This window comes from Candidatus Enterococcus huntleyi, assembly GCF_009933175.1.
GTDB lineage: Bacteria > Bacillota > Bacilli > Lactobacillales > Enterococcaceae > Enterococcus_K > Enterococcus_K huntleyi.
Map to the genome: position 1 here is coordinate 54,325 of NZ_MAEJ01000009.1, position 26,758 is coordinate 81,082.

General features: G+C 39.1%; 22 protein-coding genes, 1 tRNA gene, 2 pseudogenes and 1 CRISPR repeat array. Of the genes and pseudogenes, 6 read left to right on the forward strand and 19 right to left on the reverse strand.

Annotated features, from left to right (window positions below):
- Nucleotides 1-337 precede the first annotated feature (337 nt).
- The 4 genes from BAU15_RS06520 to BAU15_RS06535 all read right to left on the reverse strand — a co-directional run bounded on the left by BAU15_RS06520 (nucleotide 338) and on the right by BAU15_RS06535 (nucleotide 6,611).
- Complete coding sequence (locus tag BAU15_RS06520) at nucleotides 338-1,816, reverse strand: flotillin family protein (RefSeq protein ID WP_161841933.1); 1,479 nt, start codon at nucleotides 1,814-1,816, stop codon at nucleotides 338-340.
- 24 nt (nucleotides 1,817-1,840) lie between these two features.
- Entirely contained in the window at nucleotides 1,841-2,362 is a 522-nt protein-coding gene (locus BAU15_RS06525; RefSeq protein WP_161841934.1) for an NfeD family membrane protein, read from the reverse strand.
- A gap of 111 nt (nucleotides 2,363-2,473) precedes the next feature.
- Complete coding sequence (locus tag BAU15_RS06530) at nucleotides 2,474-5,899, reverse strand: FtsX-like permease family protein (RefSeq protein WP_337247991.1); 3,426 nt, start codon at nucleotides 5,897-5,899, stop codon at nucleotides 2,474-2,476.
- Nucleotides 5,900-5,909: 10 nt separating this feature from the next.
- A complete protein-coding gene (locus BAU15_RS06535; protein WP_161841935.1) occupies nucleotides 5,910-6,611 on the reverse strand; it encodes an ABC transporter ATP-binding protein in 702 nt (233 codons plus the stop codon).
- A gap of 133 nt (nucleotides 6,612-6,744) precedes the next feature.
- Between BAU15_RS06535 and BAU15_RS06540 the strand changes: the two genes are divergently transcribed.
- Entirely contained in the window at nucleotides 6,745-7,422 is a 678-nt protein-coding gene (locus tag BAU15_RS06540) for a DNA/RNA non-specific endonuclease (protein WP_161841936.1), read from the forward strand.
- 10 nt (nucleotides 7,423-7,432) lie between these two features.
- On the forward strand, nucleotides 7,433-7,798 hold the full coding sequence (locus BAU15_RS06545; RefSeq protein WP_161841937.1) for a hypothetical protein: 366 nt from the start codon (nucleotides 7,433-7,435) through the stop codon (nucleotides 7,796-7,798).
- Between the two features lie 148 nt (nucleotides 7,799-7,946).
- On the opposite strand, the gene nagA is transcribed toward BAU15_RS06545, so the two are convergent.
- Together nagA and BAU15_RS06555 are read right to left on the reverse strand one after the other, a co-directional pair.
- Entirely contained in the window at nucleotides 7,947-9,095 is a 1,149-nt protein-coding gene (gene nagA, locus BAU15_RS06550; RefSeq protein WP_161841938.1) for an N-acetylglucosamine-6-phosphate deacetylase, read from the reverse strand.
- A 76-nt stretch (nucleotides 9,096-9,171) separates the two neighbouring features.
- Nucleotides 9,172-10,008: a helix-turn-helix domain-containing protein gene (locus tag BAU15_RS06555; protein WP_161841939.1), complete on the reverse strand. Its 837-nt coding sequence runs from the start codon at nucleotides 10,006-10,008 to the stop codon at nucleotides 9,172-9,174.
- 139 nt (nucleotides 10,009-10,147) lie between these two features.
- Between BAU15_RS06555 and BAU15_RS06560 the strand changes: the two genes are divergently transcribed.
- A complete protein-coding gene (locus BAU15_RS06560) occupies nucleotides 10,148-10,324 on the forward strand; it encodes a DUF2187 domain-containing protein (RefSeq protein ID WP_161841940.1) in 177 nt (58 codons plus the stop codon).
- A 135-nt stretch (nucleotides 10,325-10,459) separates the two neighbouring features.
- Here BAU15_RS06560 and BAU15_RS06565 read toward each other — a convergent pair whose 3' ends face one another.
- The 3 genes from BAU15_RS06565 to BAU15_RS06575 form a co-directional block, all read right to left on the reverse strand.
- The gene (locus BAU15_RS06565) at nucleotides 10,460-11,677 is read right to left on the reverse strand and encodes a pyridoxal phosphate-dependent aminotransferase (RefSeq protein ID WP_161841941.1); all 1,218 of its coding nucleotides are present in this window, start codon (nucleotides 11,675-11,677) and stop codon (nucleotides 10,460-10,462) included.
- A 299-nt stretch (nucleotides 11,678-11,976) separates the two neighbouring features.
- The gene (locus BAU15_RS06570; protein ID WP_202622715.1) at nucleotides 11,977-12,438 is read right to left on the reverse strand and encodes a GNAT family N-acetyltransferase; all 462 of its coding nucleotides are present in this window, start codon (nucleotides 12,436-12,438) and stop codon (nucleotides 11,977-11,979) included.
- A 170-nt stretch (nucleotides 12,439-12,608) separates the two neighbouring features.
- Nucleotides 12,609-12,691 (reverse strand) — tRNA-Leu (locus BAU15_RS06575).
- Between the two features lie 113 nt (nucleotides 12,692-12,804).
- Between BAU15_RS06575 and BAU15_RS06580 the strand changes: the two genes are divergently transcribed.
- Nucleotides 12,805-12,987, forward strand: a complete 183-nt coding sequence (locus tag BAU15_RS06580; protein ID WP_161841942.1) for a hypothetical protein — start codon at nucleotides 12,805-12,807, stop codon at nucleotides 12,985-12,987.
- Nucleotides 12,988-13,320: 333 nt separating this feature from the next.
- Here BAU15_RS06580 and BAU15_RS06585 read toward each other — a convergent pair whose 3' ends face one another.
- Both BAU15_RS06585 and BAU15_RS15860 read right to left on the reverse strand, forming a co-directional pair.
- Complete coding sequence (locus tag BAU15_RS06585; protein ID WP_237580150.1) at nucleotides 13,321-14,850, reverse strand: FAD-dependent oxidoreductase; 1,530 nt, start codon at nucleotides 14,848-14,850, stop codon at nucleotides 13,321-13,323.
- 6 nt (nucleotides 14,851-14,856) lie between these two features.
- Nucleotides 14,857-15,255 (reverse strand): annotated as a pseudogene (locus BAU15_RS15860) (FMN-binding protein); the annotation flags it as partial.
- A gap of 71 nt (nucleotides 15,256-15,326) precedes the next feature.
- Here BAU15_RS15860 and BAU15_RS06590 point away from each other — a divergent pair.
- Nucleotides 15,327-16,211, forward strand: a complete 885-nt coding sequence (locus BAU15_RS06590) for a helix-turn-helix transcriptional regulator (RefSeq protein ID WP_161841944.1) — start codon at nucleotides 15,327-15,329, stop codon at nucleotides 16,209-16,211.
- A gap of 519 nt (nucleotides 16,212-16,730) precedes the next feature.
- On the opposite strand, the gene BAU15_RS06595 is transcribed toward BAU15_RS06590, so the two are convergent.
- From BAU15_RS06595 to BAU15_RS06630, 8 genes are all read right to left on the reverse strand, one after another.
- Nucleotides 16,731-17,480, reverse strand: coding sequence for a hypothetical protein (locus BAU15_RS06595; protein WP_202622716.1), 750 nt, complete (start codon nucleotides 17,478-17,480; stop codon nucleotides 16,731-16,733).
- Nucleotides 17,481-17,688: 208 nt separating this feature from the next.
- Complete coding sequence (locus BAU15_RS06600; protein WP_161841945.1) at nucleotides 17,689-18,234, reverse strand: FMN-binding protein; 546 nt, start codon at nucleotides 18,232-18,234, stop codon at nucleotides 17,689-17,691.
- A 600-nt stretch (nucleotides 18,235-18,834) separates the two neighbouring features.
- The gene (locus BAU15_RS06605) at nucleotides 18,835-19,671 is read right to left on the reverse strand and encodes a DUF1189 family protein (protein WP_161841946.1); all 837 of its coding nucleotides are present in this window, start codon (nucleotides 19,669-19,671) and stop codon (nucleotides 18,835-18,837) included.
- A 15-nt stretch (nucleotides 19,672-19,686) separates the two neighbouring features.
- Nucleotides 19,687-20,535: a sugar ABC transporter permease gene (locus BAU15_RS06610; protein WP_161841947.1), complete on the reverse strand. Its 849-nt coding sequence runs from the start codon at nucleotides 20,533-20,535 to the stop codon at nucleotides 19,687-19,689.
- 2 nt (nucleotides 20,536-20,537) lie between these two features.
- Nucleotides 20,538-21,830: a carbohydrate ABC transporter permease gene (locus tag BAU15_RS06615; protein ID WP_161841948.1), complete on the reverse strand. Its 1,293-nt coding sequence runs from the start codon at nucleotides 21,828-21,830 to the stop codon at nucleotides 20,538-20,540.
- Nucleotides 21,831-21,929: 99 nt separating this feature from the next.
- Complete coding sequence (locus tag BAU15_RS06620; protein ID WP_161841949.1) at nucleotides 21,930-23,177, reverse strand: extracellular solute-binding protein; 1,248 nt, start codon at nucleotides 23,175-23,177, stop codon at nucleotides 21,930-21,932.
- A 102-nt stretch (nucleotides 23,178-23,279) separates the two neighbouring features.
- Nucleotides 23,280-25,055, reverse strand: coding sequence for a glycoside hydrolase family 13 protein (locus BAU15_RS06625; protein ID WP_161841950.1), 1,776 nt, complete (start codon nucleotides 25,053-25,055; stop codon nucleotides 23,280-23,282).
- 189 nt (nucleotides 25,056-25,244) lie between these two features.
- Complete coding sequence (locus BAU15_RS06630) at nucleotides 25,245-25,538, reverse strand: hypothetical protein (RefSeq protein WP_420022120.1); 294 nt, start codon at nucleotides 25,536-25,538, stop codon at nucleotides 25,245-25,247.
- Nucleotides 25,539-25,588: 50 nt separating this feature from the next.
- Nucleotides 25,589-26,029: a CRISPR direct-repeat array (repeat unit 33 nt; unit sequence ATTTCAATCCACTCACTCCCTAAAGAGTGAGAC).
- 123 nt (nucleotides 26,030-26,152) lie between these two features.
- Between BAU15_RS06630 and BAU15_RS06635 the strand changes: the two are divergent.
- Nucleotides 26,153-26,758 (forward strand): annotated as a pseudogene (locus BAU15_RS06635) (IS3-like element IS1485 family transposase); the annotation flags it as partial.

The following is a 26,758-nucleotide window of genomic DNA, read 5'->3' on the forward strand; positions in this document are numbered from 1 at the left end:
AAAAATCCCCTTTCTGTTATTTGATGGTGCTAATTATACTTGAAATAACATCAGAAAACTAGCTACAAATAATCAGTGACAGATTTGTACTCACCTATTTTTCTCAATTGGGCTACTCTCTATATTTGAGATTAGCACTTTATCTATTATATACACTTCTATATTTGTTCATGTACACTTGCTTTCATCTAAGTGTGTGCTACTCAAATAAAAGCGATAGAACCGACAAAACACCCCATATAAATACTATTACCAAAAAAGGTGCCAGAAAGCTAATTATTAAAAGCTTTCTGGCACCTTTACTGATTATTTATTGACTGTTACACAGGCCCCACGCTTATTCTTCGTCTTTATTAGGTGTTTCATAAAGATTGACTGAGCTGTTTGTTCCTTTTTTCGAAAAGTTTTCGATGAGTTCTTTGACATCTAAGCCTGTAGTTTCTTTCAATGTTTCTTGCGTACTGGCTAACAAGTTAGTCGCATAATTTGAGATGCGATTCGCTCCCGAATTTTCGCCACCTGAACCAGTATCCACCACCGAAATTTTATCGATATTGCCTAATGGTTGTGCTGCTTCTTTCATTAATTGAGGCAACATTTCGATTACCATGCTGAGTACAGCTGCTTCGCCGTATTCTTTAAAGGCATCGGCAATTTTTTGTTTTGCTTCAGCTTCCGCAGAGCCTCGAGCTAAAATAGATTCAGCTTCCGCTTGACCCGCCAAACGTGTCCGGCTAGCATCGGCTTCCGCTAATGACTCTACTCGGAAACGATCCGCTTCGGCTTCAGCCACTTCTTTAGCCTTTTGTGCTTGAGCTTCTTGCTCTTTAGCATAACGATCGGCATCGGCTTTTTTCTTAACCTCAGAATCGTATTGTTTCTCACGACGGATAATTTCTTTTTCTTCTAGCTCAATTTGTTTTTGACGCTCAATGACTTTAACTTCCATTTCCTGTGCGATAACTTCTTGTTGTGCACGCGCACTTTCAAGATTATAGGCCTGATCGGCTTTCGCTTTGGCAATATCTTGTTGTTCTTTGTAATTAGCAAGCTTTAATTCTTTATCTTTCACAGATTCAGCGATTTCTGCTTGACGTTGCAATTCCGCTTCTTGAGATTCTTTTTCTGCTTGAGCTTTTTTAATTCGAGTTTCTTTCAAAGCTTCCGCTTCAGCAATATTCGCATCACGCTTAACTTGGGCAATTCTTGGTTTCCCTAATGAATCAAGGTAGCCATTTTTATCGCGAACTTCTTTAATTGTAAATGAAACGATAATCAAACCCATTTTCGCTAAATCGACAGAGGCAACTTCTTGCACACTTTGACTAAACTTATCACGGTTTTGATAGATTTCTTCGACAGTCATTGATCCTAAAATCGAGCGTAAATGACCTTCTAATACTTCGCGTGCTTCATTTTCTAACTCTTCACGTGTTTTACCTAAGAACTGTTCAGCTGCTGTCGCAATTTCTTCAACAGATGAGCCGATTTTGATGATAGATGTTCCATCACACATCACGGGAACCCCTTGTTCTGTGTATACTTCTGGTGTTGATACATCTAACTTACTTGAAAGTAAACTGATTCGATTTGAGCGTTGGAATACAGGCAATACGAATGCCCCACCACCACGTACTATTTTAATTTTGTTCTTGCTTTCGTCCGCATGAACGTTCTTTGAACCTAAATAACTTCCGCTAATAATTAAGGCTTCGTCTGGTTTCGCTGTTTGATATTTTGACACAAAAACAATCAACAGCATCAACAAGATGAAGGCAACAATCGCGATTGGTATAACAATAACTGGTATCTCCATTTTTTTAATCTCTCCTTTACTTTGTTAAAGCGTCAGCGTTTCTTCATAAGGAACTACATAACAAATCCGGTCTTTCACTTCAATAACTAAGACACTTGATCCTTGATGAGCATCTTGCGTTTGTCCAGTGTAAAATGCTGCTGGCCGATTGACCGAGCCTGTCACACTTCTCATCTGAATTTCACCCATCCCTTGTATTGGGATCGTCGTTACAACAGTTGCAATTCGACCTTCCAATTCCTTCTCAGAGGTTGAAATAGTTGATTCTGCATTCCTCATGGGAACCAGCACATAAAAATTGAGAAGAAAAACGAGACCACTAGCAAGAATAATACTGACCGCCAAAATAAGTACACCATTGAGGTTCGTCAGTTTTTCACCTAAATAACCAAATAAACTAGTAAAAGCAAACCAGGGTACTACAAGCATCGGATCAATTGGCCCATCAAAATCAAAGATGTCCCCAAATAGAACCAAGACTAAAGCAATTACTGCACTACCAATTAAGATATACCAGTAAATCGTTTCCAAGGAAATCCCATCCATTTTCTCATCTCCCTCTGTCCTAGTTCTATTCTACCAAGACATTCAGTAAAAACCTAGAGAAATCGTGGCTTCGACGAAATTGCTTGCCGAAGCCACCCTATAAATTTCAGATTATTCATTTGATTTTAGTGCTTCAATCATATCAACTTTTTTCAACTTGTAATACATTACGACACCTACGATAAAGGTAAACAAAATCGTAATCAGACTAGAATAGACATAGCTGAGCCAATGAATCTCTGGGGAGAACATCACCATATCCACCTCTACTGTTTGTAAAATGTAGCCATGCTCCCATTTTCCAAGGAACAAGCCGACAAAAATCCCTAAAGCAGTTAAAATAATATTCTCTCTGTAGACATACATAATTAATTCCTTGTCATAAAATCCTAAGACTTTAATAGTTGATAATTCGCGGATTCGCTCAGAAATATTAATGTTCGTTAAATTGTATAGCACAATAAACGCTAGCATGCCCGCCGAAATAATCAATACCCAAATAACAATATTTAGACTCCCAATTGTATCATCTAAGGCATTAATCGACTGTGTTAAGAAAGCAACGTTGATGACTTTGGGATTATCCATCAGCTCTTGCGCCATCGAATTTTCTGTCTCTTTCCCTAGATCTTTCGTAAATAGGAGAATATCTGAATTGTAGACAGGGCTCTTTTTAAAGATTTTTTCATAATAAGTTGGGGTCATGTAGGCAAAGTGTCCGGTATAATTTTCCGCAATGGCCGAAATCTTCACGTTGAATTTCTTTTTATCACTATTAGCTAATTCAATCGTGTCCCCCACCTTCAGATCGAATAACTTAGAAAGCTTCTCATTAATAATTACACCATCATCAGATAGAGAATATTTCTCACCCGTTTCACGGTCATTAAATAAGACAAACTTGCTAATATTTTCTGGTTCCATTGGCACATAAACACTCACATCTTGGCTTGTTTTTCCACTTTCAGAAAGTGTCAACGTTTCGGTACTCAACAATAGACTATCTTGAAAATTATCTAATTTGTCGATTGCTGCTTGATAGTCTTTCGTCTCTTCTGACGAAGCATCTTCGTTAAACGTTACAATCGCCTGGTAATGCCACAGCTTATTGAACTGAACATTCACCACGTCTGAGACAGAATCACGAATCCCAAAACCGGTAATAATCATCGACATACAACCGGCAATTCCCAAAATAGTCATCAACATACGTTGTTTGTAACGAAATAGGTTCCGCATTGTTACTTTTTGGATAAAGTTAAGTCGTTTCCATACAGGCGTCACTCGCTCCAATAGAATTCTTTGTCCCGCTTTAGGCGCTTTTGGTCGCAAGAGGTTCGCTGCGGTACTGAATAAGTCAATACGCACCACTAAAGTAGCCGTACCTACTGTGCAAAGTAGGGCCACCGCAATCGCAATCAATGAATAGGACCAATACCACGGTGTCTGAAAGCCGTCTAAATTATACATTTGACCATAGGCACTGAAAATAATCGAAGGGAACAAATAGAAGCCTAAAGCTAAACCTGCGATTGAACCAGTCAGTCCAGCCGAGAATGAATACAGTAAAAACTTCTGAGCAATCTCGCCATTTTTATATCCCAACGCTTTAAACGTCCCAATCTCACTTCTTTTTTCTTCAACCATTCGAGTCATTGTCGTCAAACTAACCAAAGCGGCAATTAAGAAGAAAATAATCGGAAAGACGGTCGCTAAAGAAGAAATTCGATTAGCATTTTCTTTATACTCAGTATAGCCAGGATTATCGTTTCGACTGCTAAAAATAAGTTCAGCAGGCTTTAAGTCTGCGACTCTTTTTTCAGCATCTTTCACTTTCTTCTTGGCATCATCCAGTTTCGGCTGATTTTCTTTTTTCTCTTTTTCAAAAGTTTTGAGACCCTCTTCATAGGCCTTTTGACCCTCGTCCAACTGCTTTTTCGCACTGTCAATTTGCGTCTGTCCAGCGTTTTTGGCTGCCGTCAATTCTTTCTGCGCCGTAGTCAGCTTGTCCTGCCCATTGTCCAATTGAAGTTGAGCCATTTGTAGTTGTAACTCACCCGTGGAAATCTGCGTTTGTCCAGCGTTATAAGCTTCAACCTGTTGGTTAATTGTTATGATGCCAGTTTGGATTTGTTGCAATCCCGCAGTCAATTCTTTTTGTTGTTGAACTAAGGTGTTCTTTGAGACTTCTACTTGTTGTAAAACGCGAGCCAAGTCAGCTTCACTCATAGTTTGAGACAATTGATTAACCGCTGCTTGTAATTCGGGCGAGGCATCAATTTGAGTCAGCAGTCCAGATAAACTACCTAAGACTTGCTCAAGTGCCGCTGTAAATTCCTCATCTGCACCCGCCTCAACTTGCTTTAATAAGCCCTCAATCACTTGGTAAGTCGACAACGCGCTATCCAATTGACCAGCTGTTCGTTGCAACTCTGCTTGTTGCGTTGTCAAATCAGTTAAGGTTTGTTTTGCTTCCTCAATTTGAGGCTCAGCTGCTGCTAATTCAGCTTTCTTTTGTTTCAAAGTTTCTGTTTGTTGATTTAAGGTTGCTTGATTGCCATCCAGAGTCACTTGATTTTCATCAATTGTTGCTTGTCCGGAGGCAATTTTTTGATTCAGTTCTGTTTGAGAAGCGGCTAGCTTTTTCTTGCCTTCTTCTAATTCTTTTCTTGAATCCGCTAGCTTCTTTTCGCCATCAGATAATGCTTTCTCGCCCGTATCAATCTTTTCTTGGGCTTCTTCAATTTCCTCTTTTGTTTCCGTCTGAATTTCTTTTAAACGCTCATTAGGTCGGTTTTTCAACTGCTGCTTAAGCGCCTTTTCATTCTTTTTAACACGTGCCTCATATTCTTTTGAATAGGCCGTCATTTTTTCTGTGTTTTTATAGCGAATCAAGACTCGACTATAAGTACTTAAATCTAAATCTGTTTCTGGTATTACTGCAAAAAAATCAATCGATCCAGTCCCCACATTCGTGTTGCCTCGTGAAGCATTTTCGATATACTCAGGCGATTTGACAAAACCGACAATTTTATAGGTATCTTTTTTGAAGACACCTTCTGTATCATCTTTGTCTTCTAAGGTAAACGAATCACCAAGCTTATAACTTCCTCTTCTTTGCGCTAGGCTATCTAAAGCAATTTCCCCACTTTTTTCAGGTAACCGCCCTTTTTGAACGATGTACTGATTAAGTCCCGGCTTTTTCTGATTGAAACCAAAGAAGCGGATAACACTATTCTTTTCTGTAATATTCACATCTTTTGTATACTGTGGGGTTGCTGTCAGAACCTCAGGTAACTCTTTTATCTGCTCGATATCTTTATCGACAATGCCTAGAGTTGAAACCATTGTTGTATCCGCTAATTGATGTTCGCGAAAATAACGATCACCGGTTTGAATCATATCTGGTCCAGTAGCGCCAATCCCCACAAAAAAAGCGACGCCCAAGAATATAATTCCTAGTATCGAGAAGAAGCGAGCTTTTGATTGCCATATCTCACGGATACTGGTTTTCCACATGGCTGTTTTTTTCATCATAATCCTCTTCCTACCATTCTATTTCTGACACGGGTGTAGGGTGCTCATTCACAACAACACTGCGAACCTTCGCATCATTAATTCGGATTACGCGATCGGCCATCGGGGCAATCTGCGAGTTGTGGGTAATGATAATTACGGTTGTGCCCGTTTTACGTGCCGTATCCTCTAAAATTTTCAAAATCTGTTTCCCGGTCTCATAATCCAATGCTCCCGTAGGCTCATCACAAAGTAATAACTTAGGTTGCTTTGCTAAAGCTCGAGCAATCGTCACCCGTTGCTGTTCGCCCCCTGATAATTGAGCTGGAAAATTATTCATTCGTTGTCCTAAGCCAACTGAATTTAACACTTCTTCCGCATCCAATGCATCAGAAACGATTTGTGACGCGAGTTCTACATTTTCTTTCGCAGTTAAATTAGGAACCAAATTATAAAATTGGAACACAAAGCCGACATCATTGCGACGATAAGTCGTTAATTTTTTTGCATCAAAATTAGCAATATCCGTGCCATCGATGATTACCTGCCCCTCATCGCAGCTATCCATGCCTCCCAATATATTTAAAACAGTCGATTTACCAGCACCACTAGGGCCTAAAATAACAGCCACCTCGCCTTTTTCGACAGCAAAATTAATCCCGTCATTGGCAGCAATCACCGTATCTCCCATGTGATATCGTTTGTATTCATCTATAACTTCTATATATGCCATTTCTACTGAAGCCTCCCTCTCATTAGTAGTTTACCACAAGCAAAATAGGAATATAAACACTTCCCGATTAAAATGCTTTTAAGAAGCCATTTTTTTGCGTATACTAGATCAGATAACACAAAAGGAGTGTCCCATGAATAAAAAATCACAGAAAAAAAACATTACTTCAATAATTGCCCTACTAATTGTTTTAGTCTCCGGTGCGTTTGGGCTTAACCTAGACAAATTTACCGGTCCCACCGCTACTAGCCCCTCTAGTACGGTCACTGAAAATAAAAATACGGCTTTACCGACAGAAGCTGACCTTCAACCCGTAGGCAATAATCCAGGGATTACCGAAAATGGTCCAGCCAACTTTACCGCAGCTGAACTCAAATGGACGGATACTGGTTGGATTGACTATTTCCCTTTAGATTCACAGCAGCGACCGACTGGTGCAGAAGCCTTGTTAACAAAAGAAATGATCAATACCGGGACTAGCGCGAATCGAGATATTCGGCCACCAGGCTTCATCTCTGGTCCTAAGTATGATCACTCTAGAGGTCACCTAATTGCCAAGCAATTTGGAGGAAGTGGCGATGAACCAAAGAATTTAGTCACCCTCTATCAATATCCAGTCAATGATCCTTATATGAATTTTTATGAATTAAAAATTCGCCACGCCTTAAATGAAGGAGATACGGTTCGTTATCGTGTCACACCTATCTACCAAGGCAAAGACTTACTCCCTAGCGCAGTGACTCTAGATGCCAAAGGCCTGACTCAACACTCCACGATTGATTTTTCAGTAACCATTCCCAATGTAAAGTAGGTGTTTTTCAATGTTTGTAGAACGACAACATGATTCCTTAGAAGAGGTGCTCGACTGGTTACAGACGCAAGCACCCAGTGAATGGGCTGAGTTACTATTTATTCCAGAGCAAAACTATTTACTGACGCGCAGTCTCTCCGCCCTTCGCTCACCATTAACCTTATCAGTTGATTGTTACGAACGCTGGCTCAGTGAAGGCGGCATATTACTCGCGCGCACCATTGACGGCGATTATATAGGGGAAAAGCATCAACAAACCTATTTTTTACCCCGTTCCCTCGTGTTAGACGATATTCGCGTGTACCCACGCCCGTTTATCCAGCTACTCTGCGCATACGAACTCAGCGAAGCTCCTATTGAAAGTTTCTTTCTATAGAACAGAAGAAGCCCTTCCTCCAAAATAGTTGACTATTTTAGGGGAAGAGCTTCTTCATTTTATAGTTCGTTACCATCTATTCAGTCTTCTCACTACTGACAGGTGACAACAAGTAATATTGTAAGATGCGAACAGACCTACGTTTTATTTACACGTGATAACGTTCGGCACCATCTAGATAAGTTGCTTGTAATTCCATAGCTGGATTTAATACGATGAAATCGGCAGCGCGACCTTGAGTGATACTACCGCATTGGTCATCAATCTGGCAACTTACAGCTGGAATCAACGTGGCCATCATAACCGCTTGTTCTGGTGTAGCAATCCCCCAGTCAACAACGTTTTTGATTGCTTCTTTCAATTTCAAGATGCTTCCTGCCAAATTACCACTTTCAAGACGAGCCGTTCCATCCTTGACCACTACAGGGAATTCGCCTAAATTATAGTCTCCATCAGGCATACCACCCGCCATCATACAATCCGTAATCAATGCAATATGATCATGGCCAGCTTTTTCCATCAGAATTTCTGCCGCATTTCTATGGACATGATGCCCATCACAAATTAATTCGGAGAACACATGCTGCAAGCTCATCAATGCACCAACCATACCTGGTTCGCGGTGATTTAAACCTCTCATACCGTTAAATGCATGGACGAAAACACTGGCACCAGCTTCGACAGCTTCTTGAGCTTCAGCTAAAGTTGCATTACTATGCCCTAAAGAAACTACCACACCTTCATCAGTCACTTGTTTAACAAATTCCTTGACTCCTTTACGTTCAGGTGCCAAAGCAATTTTCTTAATCAATCCACCAGAAGCTGCTTGCCATTCGTGGAACGTCGCCAAATCAGGATCTCCAAAATAGCTAGGATTTTGTGCACCCTTATGCTCTTCTGTGAAAAAAGGTCCTTCAAAATAAATCCCTTGAATTTTAGCACCTGTCACATCTTTGTAGGTCTTTCCGATTGTTTCTGCCACATCTCGCAAACGTTCTTTACTTGACGTTAAGGTTGTTGGTAAAAATGAAGTCACTCCACAAGACAATAAACCTTCTGACATCGCCTGAATACCTTCAGCATCATTATCCATTACATCATGATTCATGTACCCATGAATATGTGTATCGACTAGTCCAGGGGCAATCCATTGGCCACTTTGATCAATCACAGTTGCTTCTCCAGCTGGCTGCTCAGAAACATACTCGCCAAAGACACCATCCGTAATCTCCAAATAACCTGGACCCTTCACACCGGACTTCATAAAGAATTTGTCTGCATAGATAAAAGTTTTCATTCTACTCGCTCCTTCAATTTTTCTACCTTTAAATTACTCTTATTTTTCAAATAAGTCAAGAATGGTGTAGACCATTTTATCCAAAAGTAGCAATTCTTCTCACTTCAGTAGAAAGTTGCTGATAAATCAAGGCTTCTGAATTTCGCTCATTCTGCGTCAATAATTTACTCTTTAATTGAAATAACTCTTCTAAATAGTAGAAACTATTTTTTCGACGCGCCAACTCAATCCCACAATCAACCAATTCATCAGCCAATGTATACTGTTCTTTTTTGTCTAAGAAGCTCGCATAATTATAAAAAATCTTGGTTAATTCTGCGTTCCCGCGTTGATTTGGGAGTCGATAAAACAAATGAATACTCCGTTTCAAATACTGTTCCGCTTCTTCAAGATGCCCCATGTCTCCATAGACTTTTCCGATGCAACTGATTAATTGAACCTCTTCTTTAGAAACATGCATTTTATCTAGCTTAAAAGTGTATGACAAGCCACGTTTCAATAACGAAAGAGCCTTTTCGCAATTGCCATGTAAGAAAAATTCACAGCTCCCGGAATAATAAAAATATAATTGAATATCTGTATCCAAATAGAATTGATTGATTAGGCCTGGACGTTTCAATAATTCCTCTAATTTTTTGTAATCTTTTTGCCGAAAATGATACGCCATTTTCTCTAAAAGTTCTTCAGTTTCTTTAACACCAATTGAATTATATAACATCACTTGATCTATCGTTACGCCAAGTCTTTGACAAAGTTGTTGCATAACTAAAACATTTGGAAGCTCTTCGCCATTTTCAATTCGACTTAGCACACTTTGGGAGCAAATATCCTGTGAGAGCATTTTTTGCGTGAGTTTACGTTCCTTTCGGATTGCTTTTAAAACATTTCCAAAAGTATCTAAATACCCTTCCATAAATCCCCCTCGTTTCCTAAAAATATGCGAATTCGCATTATGAATGTATTCTACTTTATCAGATAATAAACTTCAAGAAAGAACCACTATTTCTACCCGTATTTATCAGCTTTTCATTAATCTTTTCGAGGTGAATTGAATGAACAATCAAGAAACTGTCTTTTTCATCTGGGAAGACGAGGAATATGAAGGAGTCGTTGAGAAAGAATACGAATACTCATTTCTTATTTCTGTACATAACCCAACAGATGATATGGTCGCGAAATACACCAATCGAATGATTGTTAGTAAAAAAGTATGTCGTGTGACGAAATAAAAAATAACAACTAGTATTTTACTAATGACTAATCAGTTTTTTACGATTAATCAGTCATTAGAATTAAACTAGTTGTTATTTTTTCGTCTGAAAAACAATCTTTTTATAGGAGTTTATTCCCCTAACTTTTGTCGTTTATTTTTGTTTGTAAGTCGCTAAGAATTCACGCATCTTTTCAGCGGTCATTTTCAAGTCTTCTAATTTGGGTAAATAAACAATTCGGAAATGATCCGGTTGATTCCAGTTAAATCCTCCACCATGAACTAATAAAACTTGATGTTCATGTAAGAAATCCAAAACAAACTGCTCATCATTTTTGATATTGAAACGCTTGGTATCAATTTTAGGGAATATATAGAAAGCAGCTTTTGGCTTCACAGCTGATAATCCCGGAATATCATTAATCGCATTGTAAATGAATTCTCGCTGCTCATAAACTCTTCCACCAGGTAAAAGTAATTTATCAACACTTTGATAGCCACCTAAAGCCGTCTGAATAATCTGTTGGGAAAGTACATTAGAACATAGACGCATAGACGAAAGCATGTTTAAGCCTTGAATATACCCTTTCACTCGTGATTTATCACCACTCAACACCATCCAGCCTACACGGAAGCCAGCCACTCGATGTGACTTCGATAATCCATTTAAGGTCACAACAAAACGATCAGGTGCTAATGTTGCAATTGGAATGTGTTGCAATCCATCCATCACTAAACGGTCATAAATTTCATCTGAATAAATAATTAAATCATTTTGGCGAGCTACTTCAACTATTTCCTCTAGTAACTCTTTGGGATACAAAGCACCGGTCGGATTATTGGGATTAATCACGATAATCGCTTTTGTTCGGCTTGTCACTTTACTTTTAATATCTTGAATATCAGGATACCATTCGGCTTCTTCATCACAAATATAATGCACTGGTTTACCACCCGCCAATGACACGGCTGCCGTCCATAAAGGATAATCAGGCATCGGAACAAGGACTTCATCGCCATTATCCAACAACCCTTGCATACACATGGTAATCAGTTCACTGACCCCATTCCCGGTATAAATATCATTAATTGTGACATTTGGAAAATTCTTTAATTGGCAATATTGTTCAATTGCTTTTCTAGCTGAAAAGACTCCTTTAGAATCTGAATATCCTTCAGATTCGCGGACATTCATAATCAAGTCACGCACAATTTCATTCGGGGCTTCAAAACCAAAAAGTGCCGGATTCCCTGTATTCAATTTTAGAATACTGACACCCTCTTCTTGCATCCGTTCCGCCTCTTCTAATACTGGACCACGAACATCATAGCTGACGCCGTCTAGCTTGGTTGATTTTTCAAATTTTTTCATTCGTATCCCTCTTCTCAATGATTGCAAACTGTCTGCCCTGATTCTGTTCTCCTTATCCTATTCCAGTAACAAGGAAAAATCAATGCACAAACCAGAAATACGCCCCTTTATTCATTTGATGAAACAAAAGTGAGGCAATTTTCTGTCAATTTCCATTTTACCTCAAGTCAACGATTTTTAAAGTTTTTTATGACTCATTTTATAAAAAATCAACTTTTCCATTCGATTAATTCTCGGAGCACGTTTCAACTACCGATTCTTCAACTACCTTTTTCTATTAATTCTTTAACAATTCCCGTCTATTCATCCAAACTAATCGCGTACATTTGAATAGGGCCATCTTCAGCCTGAACCATCGTTAGATAAGACCAGCCATATTTCTCATACAGGCCTTTATGATCCGTCACTAAGTACAATTTATGAAGCCCAAGTTGTTTCATATCCGAACAAATATACGCCAAAAGTTTCTCAGCAATCTTCTGCCCTCTATTGCCTTCATTCACATATAATGCGCAGAGATTAGGCGTCAAGTCTAGGCGATCATGGAAGTCATTCTCGATAACACCCGCCCCAGCAATAATCTGTTCGTTCTCATCCAAAACAACATACCATTTAGGGATGCCTGTAGGATTATTCAACGCTGTTTGCATACTCTCCAAATAGGCTTCAGCTGGAATTTCCCATTTTTCATGAAACCAGTTCGCCGCTTCTGTTACTCTTGCTGGTATCTGACCGATTTGTTTGATGTTCAAGTTTTCCATGGTTGTGTCCCAACTTTCTAATAGAAGTTACTTCTCAATTTTCCTCACTCGCAAGATTCACAAATTACATAAAAAGTGGGCAGAAAAACTATTATAATAGCCTTTCTACCCACTCACCAACTATTGGCCGTACATTTCATCAAATTATGATTTTAATCCGACCTTTTTTATGCAGATGATGGGATTTGAACCCACACGAGCTTTCGCCCACACGCCCCTCAAGCGTGCGTGTCTGCCATTCCACCACATCTGCAAAACAACACTCCTAAATGATACCGATGGACCGCAGGATTGTCAAGCGACTCTTGCTATTTTTTGATATACTCTTCTTAGAATATATCAAAGACAAACATAGGAGAGGATTAAGTGGAACCTGAATATCAAGATGGAAAATATACAGGGCTAGGATTAATAGCCGGGATCTTGATCGGTCTCGCCTTTTTCAACCTGCTATTTGGTGTCATGTTGGGCATTGTGATTGGCATTGCCATGGATTGGACTGAAAACCTCATCATCTATTGGCGTCATCAAAACAATTCAGAAAAATAAGACATCTAACATAGAGAAAGCACACAGCGCTCTTCTACATTAGGTGTCTATTTCTGTTTACTCATCTATTTCAATTTATTTTTTATCGCCAGTTGGAAAATCCTTCAGTAAGGTAAATTCATTATCTACTTCGTAAGGGTCAATTCGAGATACGGGTGCTTTTTTCAATAAATCTTTCAACCATTTGATACTCATCTGCTGTCCCTCCATTCATTTGCTAAGGACAGCATAACGTATTCAACATAAATGAAACTTAAATAAGTGACATTTAATTAGTCATTCATTAATTTCAACACAACCTATCTCAACGCTTACCTATTTACTCAGTATTCCTTATTTCAAAAATTCAACAGCTGATTGTCCAGCGATTCGTCCTGAAGTCCATGAGAAGCCTGAAGCTAATCCTTCATACGGCGGATAGCCTTTTCCTTGGTAATAACCACCGGCATTTGCTCCCCCGGTATACAACCCCTCAATCGTCTGTTCATCAGCATTCAAGACTTCTAACTTCTCGTTAACCTTGACACCGCCGACTGTTCCTAGATAGACTGCACGACAATCAAATGCGTAGTAAGGTCCCTCAGAAACAGCGTATTTCATTGATTTTGAATCTTTTCTATAGTCTGTATCTTCTTTTCCTTTGACCAACTGATTGTAACGATCCACTGTTTCTTTCAACGTTGCTTCATTAAAGCCCGTTTCTTTTGCTAAGTCTTCTAAACTATCCCCTTTAAATGCGGTACCAGCCTCTACTGAACCATTAGCTAATTCAACGAAATCAGCTTTATCAGTATTCGGTCCAGGACCACTATAAGAAAGAATCATGTCCGTGCCTTTTGTATAATCCTTCAGCGTAGCTTCATCAACAACGATGTAATATTTACCACCTGCTGCATATGCAGCGTTTGCCCAATAAGCTGTATCATAGACAACGTCCTCATTAACAAAACGACTGCCCTGTGGATTCACCCATAATAGTGGCGACATCAATAATTGTGTTAAGCTACTTGAAGAATAGCCAGCCAAGTTTTCACCTTGGCTATCTTGTTTGACTTCGCCCTCAGCAAGCTGTGCCGCATGTAACAGCGGCGTGCCATCAATATCTGTCGCCCCAGCGTCAACCATACTAGATAAACCTTCGCCGGTATTTGGAACACCCAGCGAACTCATTTGCGCTGTGCCCATAAGTTCGTTAACTTTTTCGGTATCCGCACCAAAACCACCTGTACAAATGATGTTCGCTTTCGCATTGACGGTCAACGTGCCGCCATCTTCTTTCTCTGCAACAATTCCTGTCACTTTATCGCCTTCAGTCTGAAGCTCCGTTAAAGAAGTATTCATCAGCACTTTCGCACCGAGCTCTTCTAATTTTGCATACAAAGTGGTGAAGCCTTTCTCGCTATCTGTGTATTTATGATAAGAGCGTGATTTGTATGCATCATCGCCATGAGAAAGCTGCGTGGTTTCTTTTTGAAGGTACATATCCATGCCTTCTTCTTGTAACCAAGCGACTGTTTCTGCGGAAGACTCGACAATCGCTCGCGTCAACGGTCCATTCGATAAATAGTCGTTAAACTCAAGTAACTGATTGACCGCTTCATCGACAGAAGTTTTTACCCCAGCCTCTTTTTGCAGCGCTGTTTCCACAGCAAAGAATCCTGAAGAAAGTTTGGTATTTCCGCCGACAAAATCATTTTTCTCAATCACGACAACTTTTTTACCCGCTTGCGCTGCTGTCAAGGCTGCCGCAGTTCCAGCACCACCTGTTCCGACAACGACAACATCCGCCTCAAGCGTTTCATCTTCGCCATTTTTTTCGACAGCGACCTCGTAGTCACTGAGTTTGGCACCCGATTTCTCAATCGCCGCAGAAATCGCTGCAAGTGTTGCTGTACTCGTTGCTGTTGCTCCTGAAATGGTGTCTACTTTAACACTTTGACTTTTTTCAACTTGTTTCGCCAATTTTGGTGCAGCTTTGCCACCGATATCAGGTGTTTCACCTGCAGCATCAATAGTAATATCTGAAATTTTTCCATCTTTATCCATTGTAATCGAAGCTTTTACTTCGCCATGAAACCCTTCACTTGTTCCTTCATAGGTCCCTTCAATCGCCCCTTGTGAACTTTTATCTTTCGCTTTTTCATCATCACTTTGTAACGAACACCCTGAAACCATTGTTAAAACAGTAAACAACCCTAATACACTTTGCCATTTTTTCATTGTTATCCCTCCATCTATTTCTTCCCTTGTTAACAATTTAACATGCATTGACAAAAAATAGTTCTGAATATTATACTATGAAAAATGGCATATAATCAGAATTTGTGAAGGAGGAGCCGATGTTTCAATTAATAAATACCGACTACATACAAAAGAAAAGATACCAAGAACTCTCTTCAAATTTTCTGACGCTCATCTATCAAGACAGCAAATTAAAGATTCAAACCAACCAAGCCATCGTCGTCTTGGTGAATCACCAAAAAAATATGGTCTGTCATCCCTACGACAAAGACTCATTTATTATGAGAGAGTCAGACCTACTACTGCTTCACGAACAAACTTATTTTGAATTTTCAGTTCCTTTATACGGTGCTTTCGAATTTGATTTATATCTATTTGAAGAAATTTATACCCGAAAAGAATTAATCGACCATTTGATAAAATATCCGATTTTGACTGATTTTTTTACAACCAGCAGTCAAAATTTTTATCTGTTTTTTAAACACAATGAGTCAAATAAGCTGGCCCTAACCCTAGAATTGTTAAAACTTGAGGAGGAACGATCCACTGCGCAGCTGCTAGCGTTTATGCTCCTTCTTACTCAACTACACGAAACACACTATCATTATTTATCAGTCTTTGATTCCAATATGATGCCGAATAATCAAGCAGGAGCGATTTTAAGTTATATGGTCACCAACTGTGATTCCATCGACTTACCAACTGCTGCCGCCCATTTCAATTACAATCCAAACTATTTCTCATCGCTCTGTAAGAAGCTATTAAATGCGACATTCTCAGAAAAATTAGTTCAAATACGCTTAGAAAAAGCCATCTATTTACTCGACTCAACAGACTTAAAAATAATGGATATTGCCACTTCAATCGGCTTCAACGACTTCAGCTACTTCCACAAGTCGTTCAAAAAAAGATACGGTATTTCCCCAAAAAAATATCAAAAAGCTGACAAGCTTGCAAAAGAATCATTCACCGATATTATGTAAAAAAATCAGAATTTCTAGCAGTATACAATTCTTAAGTCTATATATCAAATTCAATCTGGATTTCTTTTTGATAATCAGCCTAAGTATTTATAGTGTGCTTTCTTCAGGCTTTTTCTCTGTGAATTCTATTTTATTTAATCTAGATAATAAATAATCAATCTAGCAATAGGTATTTCTGGAATCAAAAAGTTCTGCAGTCCCGAAAGGGGAATCATGAATTACTAGCTGTGTTGGCATTCTACTTACCAAGTTTCTAGGTAGAATGGTTTGCGTAGGTCGATAAAAGGGAAATTGAAAATTTACCATCCTTACCCGACCCTAGCCCCTACAGCTAGTTTGAACTGATTTAGCAATGAGATCAACGCCCTTTGTTGAGCTGCTTGCGACCAGACTGCAAACTTTTTGATGAAAGAAATGGCTAGTGCGGCACTGAGTTTTAGACAAGTAAATTTTTTCCTACTACTTACAATAAACCAAAAAAACTGAGGATCAGCATATACGCTATTCCTCAGTTTCTATTTATTTAAAGTAACTATTCTTCCCTAAATCGGTGCTTTCTTCTTCAATCAAACCAGTCAGTGAACGGTCCAAAATGCTATGGCCTTTTTTAGCGCCACCTTTTGGCTTGTCCATTTTTTTGTATTCTTTTCGATTGATTTTTACTTCAGGTGACCCTGATTTATTGAATTTTTTTACAGATGGATCTTCATCTGATCGTTCTTGAAACGCCGCTGGTTCCGTGTCGAACATCAGAAATGATTGCTCTGATTTTTTCATCGAACGTAACAACTCATCTTCTTGAACTGTCCCCGTCGGTTCATCTGGAATAATCGATGCGGGAATATATTTAGGGACGAAGTAAGAACGCCCTGAATAATTTTTTTTTGATGCACGCATCGGCTCTGATCGATGCTCCGATGTTCTGTTTTTCGTTAAATTTGCTGCATGTTTATGCTGTTCACCAAACAATTTTTGTTTCCCTGTTGGTGTAATTTCGGTTTTTCTAGGTTTGTTATAATCTGGTAAATTCGCTTTGTGCTTAGCCAATTCTTCTTTTTGTTGAATAGAATGACCTTGTTTTTCATTCGTCATTTTATGAGAGCGACGGACCCCACGTTCGTCAGCTTCCCCAGACTTAGCTGCTGTAATAAAATCTTCTTCATTACCAAATAAGACACGGCGATTTTCTGATTCTAATTTCACTCCTGATTCATCGTCATACGCAGGAAATCGAAAATGCTTGCGTTTGATATTTGGGTTATTCTCCATAAATGTCATCCTTTTTCTATACACTTTTTTATTATCTTACCATAAATTTACTCATTCTAATAGCATGAATCCTGATATTATCAGCGATTTTCCTAAAAATAAATAAAACAAGCTAGCCTGTTTCTCTTCGCTTTTATCTTGTTAGAAAAAAACTCCAAGGAGAACTCTACTAGAAGTTCTCCTTGAAGCTATGTTACTTATTTTCCTATTATTCACTTAAATCGACAGCGTGAGTGCCTGTTTCGCCTTTAACTGCAAAGCTTAATGCTTCATTGGCTAAAGCAACAAAGTTAGTTGACGAATGCGTCGCACCTGTAACTGCTTCGACGTCTTCTGTTTCTTGTTTTTCAACTAATTGGTCGGTTAATTCTTTCATGTATTTTTCAGGATACGTCTTGTTTGCTGCGTTCATATTTTCCTTGTAGTCCGCATCATCAGTTTTTAGTTTGCCGTCCTTGTCGACTGCATTATATTCAGCATCAGAAATTTTTCCGTCAGCAATTCGAACTACCACGTATTCTTTCCAACCTTTGTCGTCGAAATCTTTGGCCTCTACACGGTATTCTCCATCCTTGTAGTCCCCTGCAACTGCTGCTGAAGAGCCTGCTGTAGAAGAACTGTCTGTGCTAACAAGGCTACTTGAGGAAGCAGCTTCAGATGAAGATGCGCTGCTAGATGGATTGTCGCTGCTGCATGCTCCTAATAAAAGTAAGGCGGCAATACTTGCCACTGCTAAACCAAATTGTTTCTTCATTTCTTCTTCCTCCAAATCATTTTTTCAGTTCATTTTATTGAACTTTTTCACAAACTTAGCTTACCACCATCTCCTGACCGACTCAAGCAATAGCCCTTAGTAATTTGTTCATGAAAATCCTTTTCTACTTGTAAAATAAGCATAGAATCATCTGAATCCACTGATAAATTATCACCAACTAAATAATAAAAAGAAGCACAGCCTCTATTCCAAATAGAAGCATTGAAGATGAATTAAATTCCAGTTTATTTTTAATAATCAATCCGCAGATCACCTATATTTATAAAGTTTTATAACTTTTATAGAAATCAATCTGACTATTTAATGGCACTTTTTAATAACAGTGATTTCACGTGCAACATTCAAAAGAATATCGACAAAGAAGAGCTAATAATCTATCCAAATTCCAATAGATAATAGATTCATGTTACTTGGCTTTCTGCTAAGAAAACTCTTCAAACAATTAAACTAAAAAAAACTGAAAAATATTGTGAACGTGCGATTAAATATTTATCATGGAAAACTAAAAGCTTCACGTTGCCTGATATCTTCCTTTAAAAGACAAAAAGAGCCGAAGCTCTTTTTGTCTTTATCTTATTTTTATTCTTTCATAGCTATTGCTGCGTCCTCTTTAAATCTCGTTTTAAGGTAGCTGGCAAATAACATTCCAATCATCCCAAATGACTGAATCCCAATCAGCAGGGTGATATCAAAATGAAACAGCCCAATCACTAAAGCCACAAGTGAACCGATACCCATACTCATTAAGACCATCGCCAAACTTTCTGAGTAGGATTGAATTGATGACAGTCTGCTCTTCTTCGTCAACCAGAGGAAAAAAGCCGCACCTAACACTAACAGCAGATTCATCATAAAGAGCAAGAATCCGGTTGTCACACTCATCGTCAATATCAGTGACGAGCGATTATTACGCACAAACTCTTCATTAATGGCCGTACGTAGCTCCTGTTGATTAGAGATTTTCTCTGGCGAAAACTGCGCCGAATAGTTCATCTGATAGGTATAAGACTTGCCATCGATATTTTCTTTTATCTGCCAATTTTTCTCTTTGAAATTCAGACTTACGTCCTTTTCATTGACTTGTTTTTCGGACAAATTCACGCCAGCAACACCTTGATCAGTTTCTTCAAAAATTTGTGGATCCGCATCGACTAGTCGGCCATCTTTGATAGACAATTGTTGGACCTCTTGCGCTGTTTGAGCCGTTAATAGTTCTTTAACATGCGGCATGAATTGGTCCTCATTAATGGTTGTCGTCTGAGCAAAGTACAAAGTTGCCGGAATCACTAACAAGGCCGTCAAAAATAAATACAGCACGAAAAGCTGAAGCCAGTTGAATTTTTTGCGAAATTGAAATACTTTCTTCGGCGAAAAAATTGCCCGAAAATAATTAGTTGGAAATACGTCTGTTTTCAAAGAGAATCAGCCTTTCTAGCCCTTCGTTCCACCAGAAGTTAACCCGGTTACGAAGTGTTTTTGTAAGAAGAAGAATAACACAGAAATCGGTAAAGCAATTAAGATTGCCCCAGCCGCAAACAAAGCGACCCGTTGGTTTCTAGCATCGTTGATAAATGTTTGCAGCCCAACTGCAACGGTTAAACGTTCAGGTGTCCGCAATAAGAAGCGTGCCAACATGAAATCACCAAACGGTCCCATGAAAGCCCATAACGCTTGAACAGCCACCATTGGACGAACTAAAGGCAGGACGATTTGCGCAAAAATTCTGAAGTGTCCCGCACCGTCAAGTTTGGCAGATTCATCCAAATCAATCGGTACCGTATCGAAGTAGCCCTTCATAAGCCACGTATTCATAGGAATCCCGCCACCGATATAGATCAGCGTCAAGAACCAATATTGATCCAAACCATTCGTCAAGACAGCCATGACATAGAAGGCCGTCAAGGCAGCCATTGTTGGCACCATTTGGATAATTAAGAATAACATCAAGCTCTTCTTACGACCAGCAAAACGGTAACGACTATAAGTATAACCCGCCAAAGTTACAATGATGACTTGGAAAACCATCGTAGAGATCGCTACAATTAAGGTATTTTTATACCAGTCGCCATACAAGGTTTCACTAAACAAACGTGAAAAGTTTTCTAGCGTCCATTGGGTACTAAAATCTAATTTAAAGGCGATTAAATTCCCTGGTTTAAAGGCCGAAGTTGCCGTAATTAGCAACGGATAGATAATTACAATTGATAAGACGACAAGAAATAAATAGGTGAAAAATTTGGTAAAGAATTTCTTGCGCTTTTCTGAACTATTTTTTTTCATGTCTAATCCTCCATATTAAATGCATTTGTTCGTTTGAAGACCACTAATGAAACTGAAATAACGATGAATGAAATAATTAACGTGATCGCTGAGGCTACTGAATATTGTGGCGACCCACCTGTCGTTAATTTGTAAATCCATGAAATTAAGATATCCGTTGAACCGGCTCCACCACCAAGGCTTCCTGGTCCACCATTATTAAAGAGATAAATCATTGAAAAGTTATTAAAGTTCCCAGTATATTGCGTCACAAACGTCGGTGCAGCCACTAAGAAAATTGCTGGTAAGGTAATATTTCTAAACCGTTGGAAGGCATTCGCACCATCCATTTTAGCTGCTTCATATAAATCTTCTGAGATTGATTGTAAAATCCCTGTCACCATCACGTAGATGTATGGGAAGCCTAACCATCCTTGAATTAAGATAATCGCTGTTTTGGTCCAAAACGGATCGGTCTTCCAGGCAATCATCGGAATATCGATGAACGGTAAGTGATTCAATAGAGGAATCACTTGGGTATTAATTGCCCCAGCCGTGTCATTGAAGATATTCGAAAAACTCATGATCGTAATAAACGCTGGCACCGCCCATGGCAAGAGGAAAATAACGCCGAAGAAACGTCTGAATTTGATGAATTTCTGATTGGCAACGACAGCCGTCAAAATGCCTAATGTTAATTGTAAAGTCGTCGCACAGACCGTCCAAATAACCGTCCAGCTGAAGACTTTGACGAAGGTTTCGCGATACGAACTCAAGGTAAAGATATTTGTAAAGTTAGTAAAGCCTACCCAGTCTAAAATATTTGCCGGTGGAATATGTTTAAAATCGTAATTCGTAAAGGCCATAAATAAAGTCACCAATACGGGGAAAATAATTGCAACAGTCATGACTAAATACGCCGGAATCGTCAATAAATATGGAAAGCCATTCTCATAAACATTATGCAGTAATTCTTTTGATGTACTTGGAACCTTCATTCCACGATTAATCGTTTCAGCGACTTTTTTTGCATCGCGAATATTAAGTACCCAGCCAAATAGGAAAATCGCCGTCATGATTACTTGCAATGTACCCTCAATCAGCATGAACAAAGAATTGTCTTGCATCGGCACTGAGCCCAATGTGATAAAACCCGCTAAGGCCTGTCCACCGAATAAAATCATTTCTACTATGAATAAGAAAAGTACGGCCAAAAATATAATTCCTTTGATTGTTTGTTTGTTATACAGTTGTCCCAATCCAGGAACAATGGATAGTAACATCGCTTTGCGCGGGTTACGTTTTTGGTTATCCATTGAAAATCCCCCTTTTAAAATTGGAGCTGGAGGTAACGACAATCGTTACTTCCAGCCCATTTACCTATCATTTTTTATTTCTACTGTTTATCTATTTGTTTAATATTTTTGCTCGATTGCTTCTTGGATCGTTTTCACTGCATTGCCTGAAGCTTCTTCTGGTGACATGTTACCTGAACCCGCATCGAACATCATGTTTTCAGCGCCTGCCCAAACTTCAGCCATTTCTGGAATATTAGGCATTGGTTGAGATACACCGTATTGATCAATTACAGCAGTTGCGATTGGATCATCATTGCCTTTAACTTTTTCTTGCGCTTGTGCATTTGCAGGAATATCGTTTCTCATTTCATACAATTTCGTTTGATTTTCTTCATTAGTTACATAGTCTAAGAATTTTTGGGCAACATCTTTATCTTTAGCAAAATTGCTAACAACCCAAGCTTTACCACCACCAAATGTTTGGTATGCTTCGCCGTTGTCTAGTGTTGGGATTTTAGCAACGCCGTAGTTAATTCCAGCATCTTTAAATCCGCTTGCACCCCATGGGCCATAAATAATCGCTGCTGTTTTACCTTGGTTAAAGTAATCTAACATCAAGTTTTCGTTAGCTTTAACATCCAACATTCCTTGTGGCCAAACATTTTGGAACCAATCTGTTGCGTAGCTGATTCCTTCAATCGCGCCTTTATTGCCTAAACCAACGTCAGAAGCATCTTGCCCATCATCTCCGAAAACGTAGCCGCCATAACCAGCTAGTAATCCGTAAGTATAGTAGAAGTCAGTCCAACGAGCTAAGAAACCAACATTTTTACCATCTTCGTCATATTTCTTATCTTTTGAAATAGCTTCTAAATCAGCAAAAGTTGTTGGTGCTTCAGAGATCAAATCTTTATTGTAGAATAAAACGACCGCTTCGATCATTGCTGGTGCGCCGTAGACTTTTCCGTCAATTGTGACTTGTTTTTCATCCGTTTCATTATAACGGCCATCATCTGATAATTTTACTTCAGCTAAATTCCCTTGCGAGCCTTGTTGGCCGACACGGTCGTACGGTGACATGGTTACGTCTGGGCCTTTTCCAGCCGGTCCGTCAAGCTGTAACGCATCCATTTGGTCGAACATATCTTTTTCTAAAACTTCAACTTTGACATCATTTTCTTTTTCAAATGTGCCTTTAATGTCATTCACATACTCAACATAATCTTTTCCAACAGAAACTTGTAACGTTTTTGCATCTGTCGCGGCATCCTTCTTATCCTTCGAACCGCCACATGCTGCTAGAGTAATGATTGCCCCAGCTGATAAAAGTCCTAATCCTAATTTACGCCAATTTGTTTTTCTCATTTTCTTTGCCCCCTACTATTTTCTTTACACTCATATTATGCAATCGCTTCACCTACGAAGCAAGCGTTTTCCAATTGTTACCGGTAACAGAATTTTATTTCCTTATTTTTCCGCTTTAAATACGATAAAACCATGCTCTCCGATTTGATGTATCCCTGAATTATCTTCTGTTACATTTTGTGAAATAAGTACCTCTCCTACAGAATCCAACGAAACCGATTGCGTTGATTCGTTAAAGAAAGCCGACAACCGTTTCTCACCAACGGTTCTCGATACCATTAATTGCTGTTTTTCATCGTCCACAATTTGCCACTCTAAATCACCATAAGTAATGACTTCTGAATAATCCTTACGTAATTTAATTAGTTCTTTTGTGAAATCTAACATCTCTAAATCTTGCTTATCTTCTTCCCAAATCATGCAGCGACGGCAGTCCGGATCATTATCACCCAACATACCAATCTCTGTTCCATAATAGATACATGGCGAGCCTTTTTGTAGGAACATAAAAGTCAATGTCGCTTTCGCTAACTCTTTATTCCCGTCACAAATTGTCAAGATTCGAGCCGTGTCATGGGAATCCAAAATATTAAAAGTCACTTCATTGGTCTGATCTCTATATAGAAGCTGCTGGCTATTCATGCCACTGACCATTTTGCTCGGCGAAATCTTTTTATTTACAAAGAAATCTTTGATATTATCCGTAAACGCGTAATTCATCACGGCATGAAACTCATCACCTTGCAACCAACTTTGAGACGAATGCCAAATCTCTCCTAAAATGTAAAAATCTTCTTTAAGTGCTGTAACTTCTGTGCGGAACTTTTTCCAGAAATGATGATCAACTTCATTCGCCACATCTAAGCGCCACGCATCAATATCAAATTCACGAATCCAATAGGTCGCAATATCCAGTAAGTAAGCCTGAACTTCCGGGTTCGCCGTGTTTAATTTCGGCATATGTGGTGTAAACGCAAACGTATCAAAACTCAAATTTCTAGCCGTTTCAGGAATATCCGTCATATCATAATCATCCACTGGGAACGAATGAATGTGGAACCAGTCAGCATATTTCGACTGCGGTCCATTCTTAATCACATCCTGCCACTGAGGAGAATAATCGCCCATATGATTGAAGACTGCATCCAACATAATCCGAATCCCGCGACGATGTGCCTCATCTACCAACTGTTTGAAAAGTTTTTTATCGCCAAAATCGGGATCAATTTCAAAATAATCAATCGTATCATATTTATGATTAGACGTCGCTTTAAAAATCGGACAGAAATAAATCCCGTTAATCCCTAAATCAACTAAATAATCTAGATGGTCAATTACCCCTTGTAAATCGCCACCGAAAAAGTCTTCTCTATCAGGTAATTTACTGCCCCACGGAAGCGTCCCCTTCGGATCATTCTGCTGATCACCATTAGCAAAACGCTCTGGGAAAATTTGATACCAAACTGTATCTTTCACCCACTCAGGTGAGTGGAAACGATCAATTTCTTGAAAATAAGGCATTCTAAAATAATAATTCGCCACTTCTAAAAACTCTTCTTTATAATCGAAGACTCCTTGATCGCTATAAAATACTTCAGTACCATCCTGCCCTTCCACATAAAAACCGTACTGTAACCGATGAAACTTACTATCTGTTTCGATCTCCCAGTAATCATGTAAATCCGTACTCAATGTTTTTTTCATGGGCGTTTTATCCAAATACCATTTATCAAAAGTAATCAGATAAGGATCCCCTTTAATTAAACTTACTTTTTTGACATCGCCAATCTCAGTTCGTAGGCGAATTCTCATCGTATCCTTCGTATACAGAAAAGCGTATTCGCTTTCAGGACGATGATAAAGTGCAGATTTATTCATTCAATCTCTCCTTTACTCTTATTTCCCTTTCATCATAGACGAAAGCGATTCCCTCATCAATAAATAATCCAATGTTACCGTTAACAGAATATCAGATTGCCACTACCGCACATCTTTACTTGGAAAATGGTGCGCATAAAAAAAAGCCTTGGGAGCTTACACTCCACACGACTCGGTTTTGGTTTTCCTCTATACTCTTTTTTGATAAAAATGATGATTTCTTTTCGAATAATCCGGTGTTTCCAGACGCCAAATCCCCGTTTGTCCTTGCTCAAATAGTTGCCAAGCAGTACTGCCAACACCACGTCCAGAAAAATCTGGCAACAGACAGAAATACTCCACAAGATTTGGTACGCCCAACTGATAAATAAGCACGCCGCAATCAATCCCTAAACTTTGAATAATTAGCTTCTCCATACGCTCATTCAACAACACTTTTAGCGCTAAGGTACCATCATCATATCCAGGTGGCCCGGCACTCACTCACTGAAGAGTGAGACGTAGGCTTCTTCAATTACTTTCTCTTCACTACCATTTCAATCCACTCACTCCCTAAAGAGTGAGACGTATCCCCAATTGCTTAAGCCTTGTTCTCGTTGTTGATTTCAATCCACTCACTCCCTAAAGAGTGAGACGTTTGCTCCTCCCCATGACGTCCCTATATCCACTCTATTTCAATCCACTCACTCCCTAAAGAGTGAGACGATAAAGGGACTGGACAAAGTAAAGGAGTGTTGTCAATTTCAATCCACTCACTCCCTAAAGAGTGAGACCAAAATTGCGGAAGAGCTTGACGCGTCGCCGGATTTCAATCCACTCACTCCCTAAAGAGTGAGACGATACTGCTTATTTTCATTACCAGTTTTCATATTTATTTCAATCCACTCACTCCCTAAAGAGTGAGACTCTAGACGTTCATCGTTTTTATAGGTTCCGTCCAGATTTCAATCCACTCACTCCCTAAAGAGTGAGACCGAGTTAGAGCACAGAGGAGTACTTACACACTATATTTCAATCCACTCTGGATAGGCTACAATTAACTAGACAGAAAAATTAAGGTGTGTAGACTAGAAGAAAACATACCAGGAGGAATTTTTATGTCTAAGAGAACACGAAGAACTTTTTCACAAGAATTCAAGCAACAAATCGTCAATCTTTACTTAGCTGGAAAGCCACGTGTAGAAATCATTCGAGAATATGAACTAACGGCTTCAGCATTTGACAAATGGGTAAAGCAATCTAAAACGAGTGGTTCATTCAAAGAAAAAGATAATCTTACGCCTGAACAAAAAGAATTGTTAGAACTACGTAAAAGAAACCAGCAATTAGAAATGGAAAATGATATTTTAAAGCAAGCAGCGCTGATATTCGGACGAAGAGACAAGTAATCGATGCGAATAAGCATCTTTACCCTATATCAGCGATGTGCAGAATATTAGGTCTATCACGTCAGTCCTATTATTATCAATCAAAACCAAAGAAAGATGAATCAGAACTTGAAGAAGTAGTCGCTGAAGAATTTATCCGCAGCCGAAAGGCCTACGGCTCAAGAAAAATAAAAAAAGCCTTATCAAAACGAGGCATTCAGATCAGCCGACGAAAAATTAGTAGAAGCATGAAAAATAGAGGATTAAAATCGAGCTATACTGTTGCTTATTTTAAAGTACATCATTCTACTTGCGATGAAGCCAAAACGACAAACG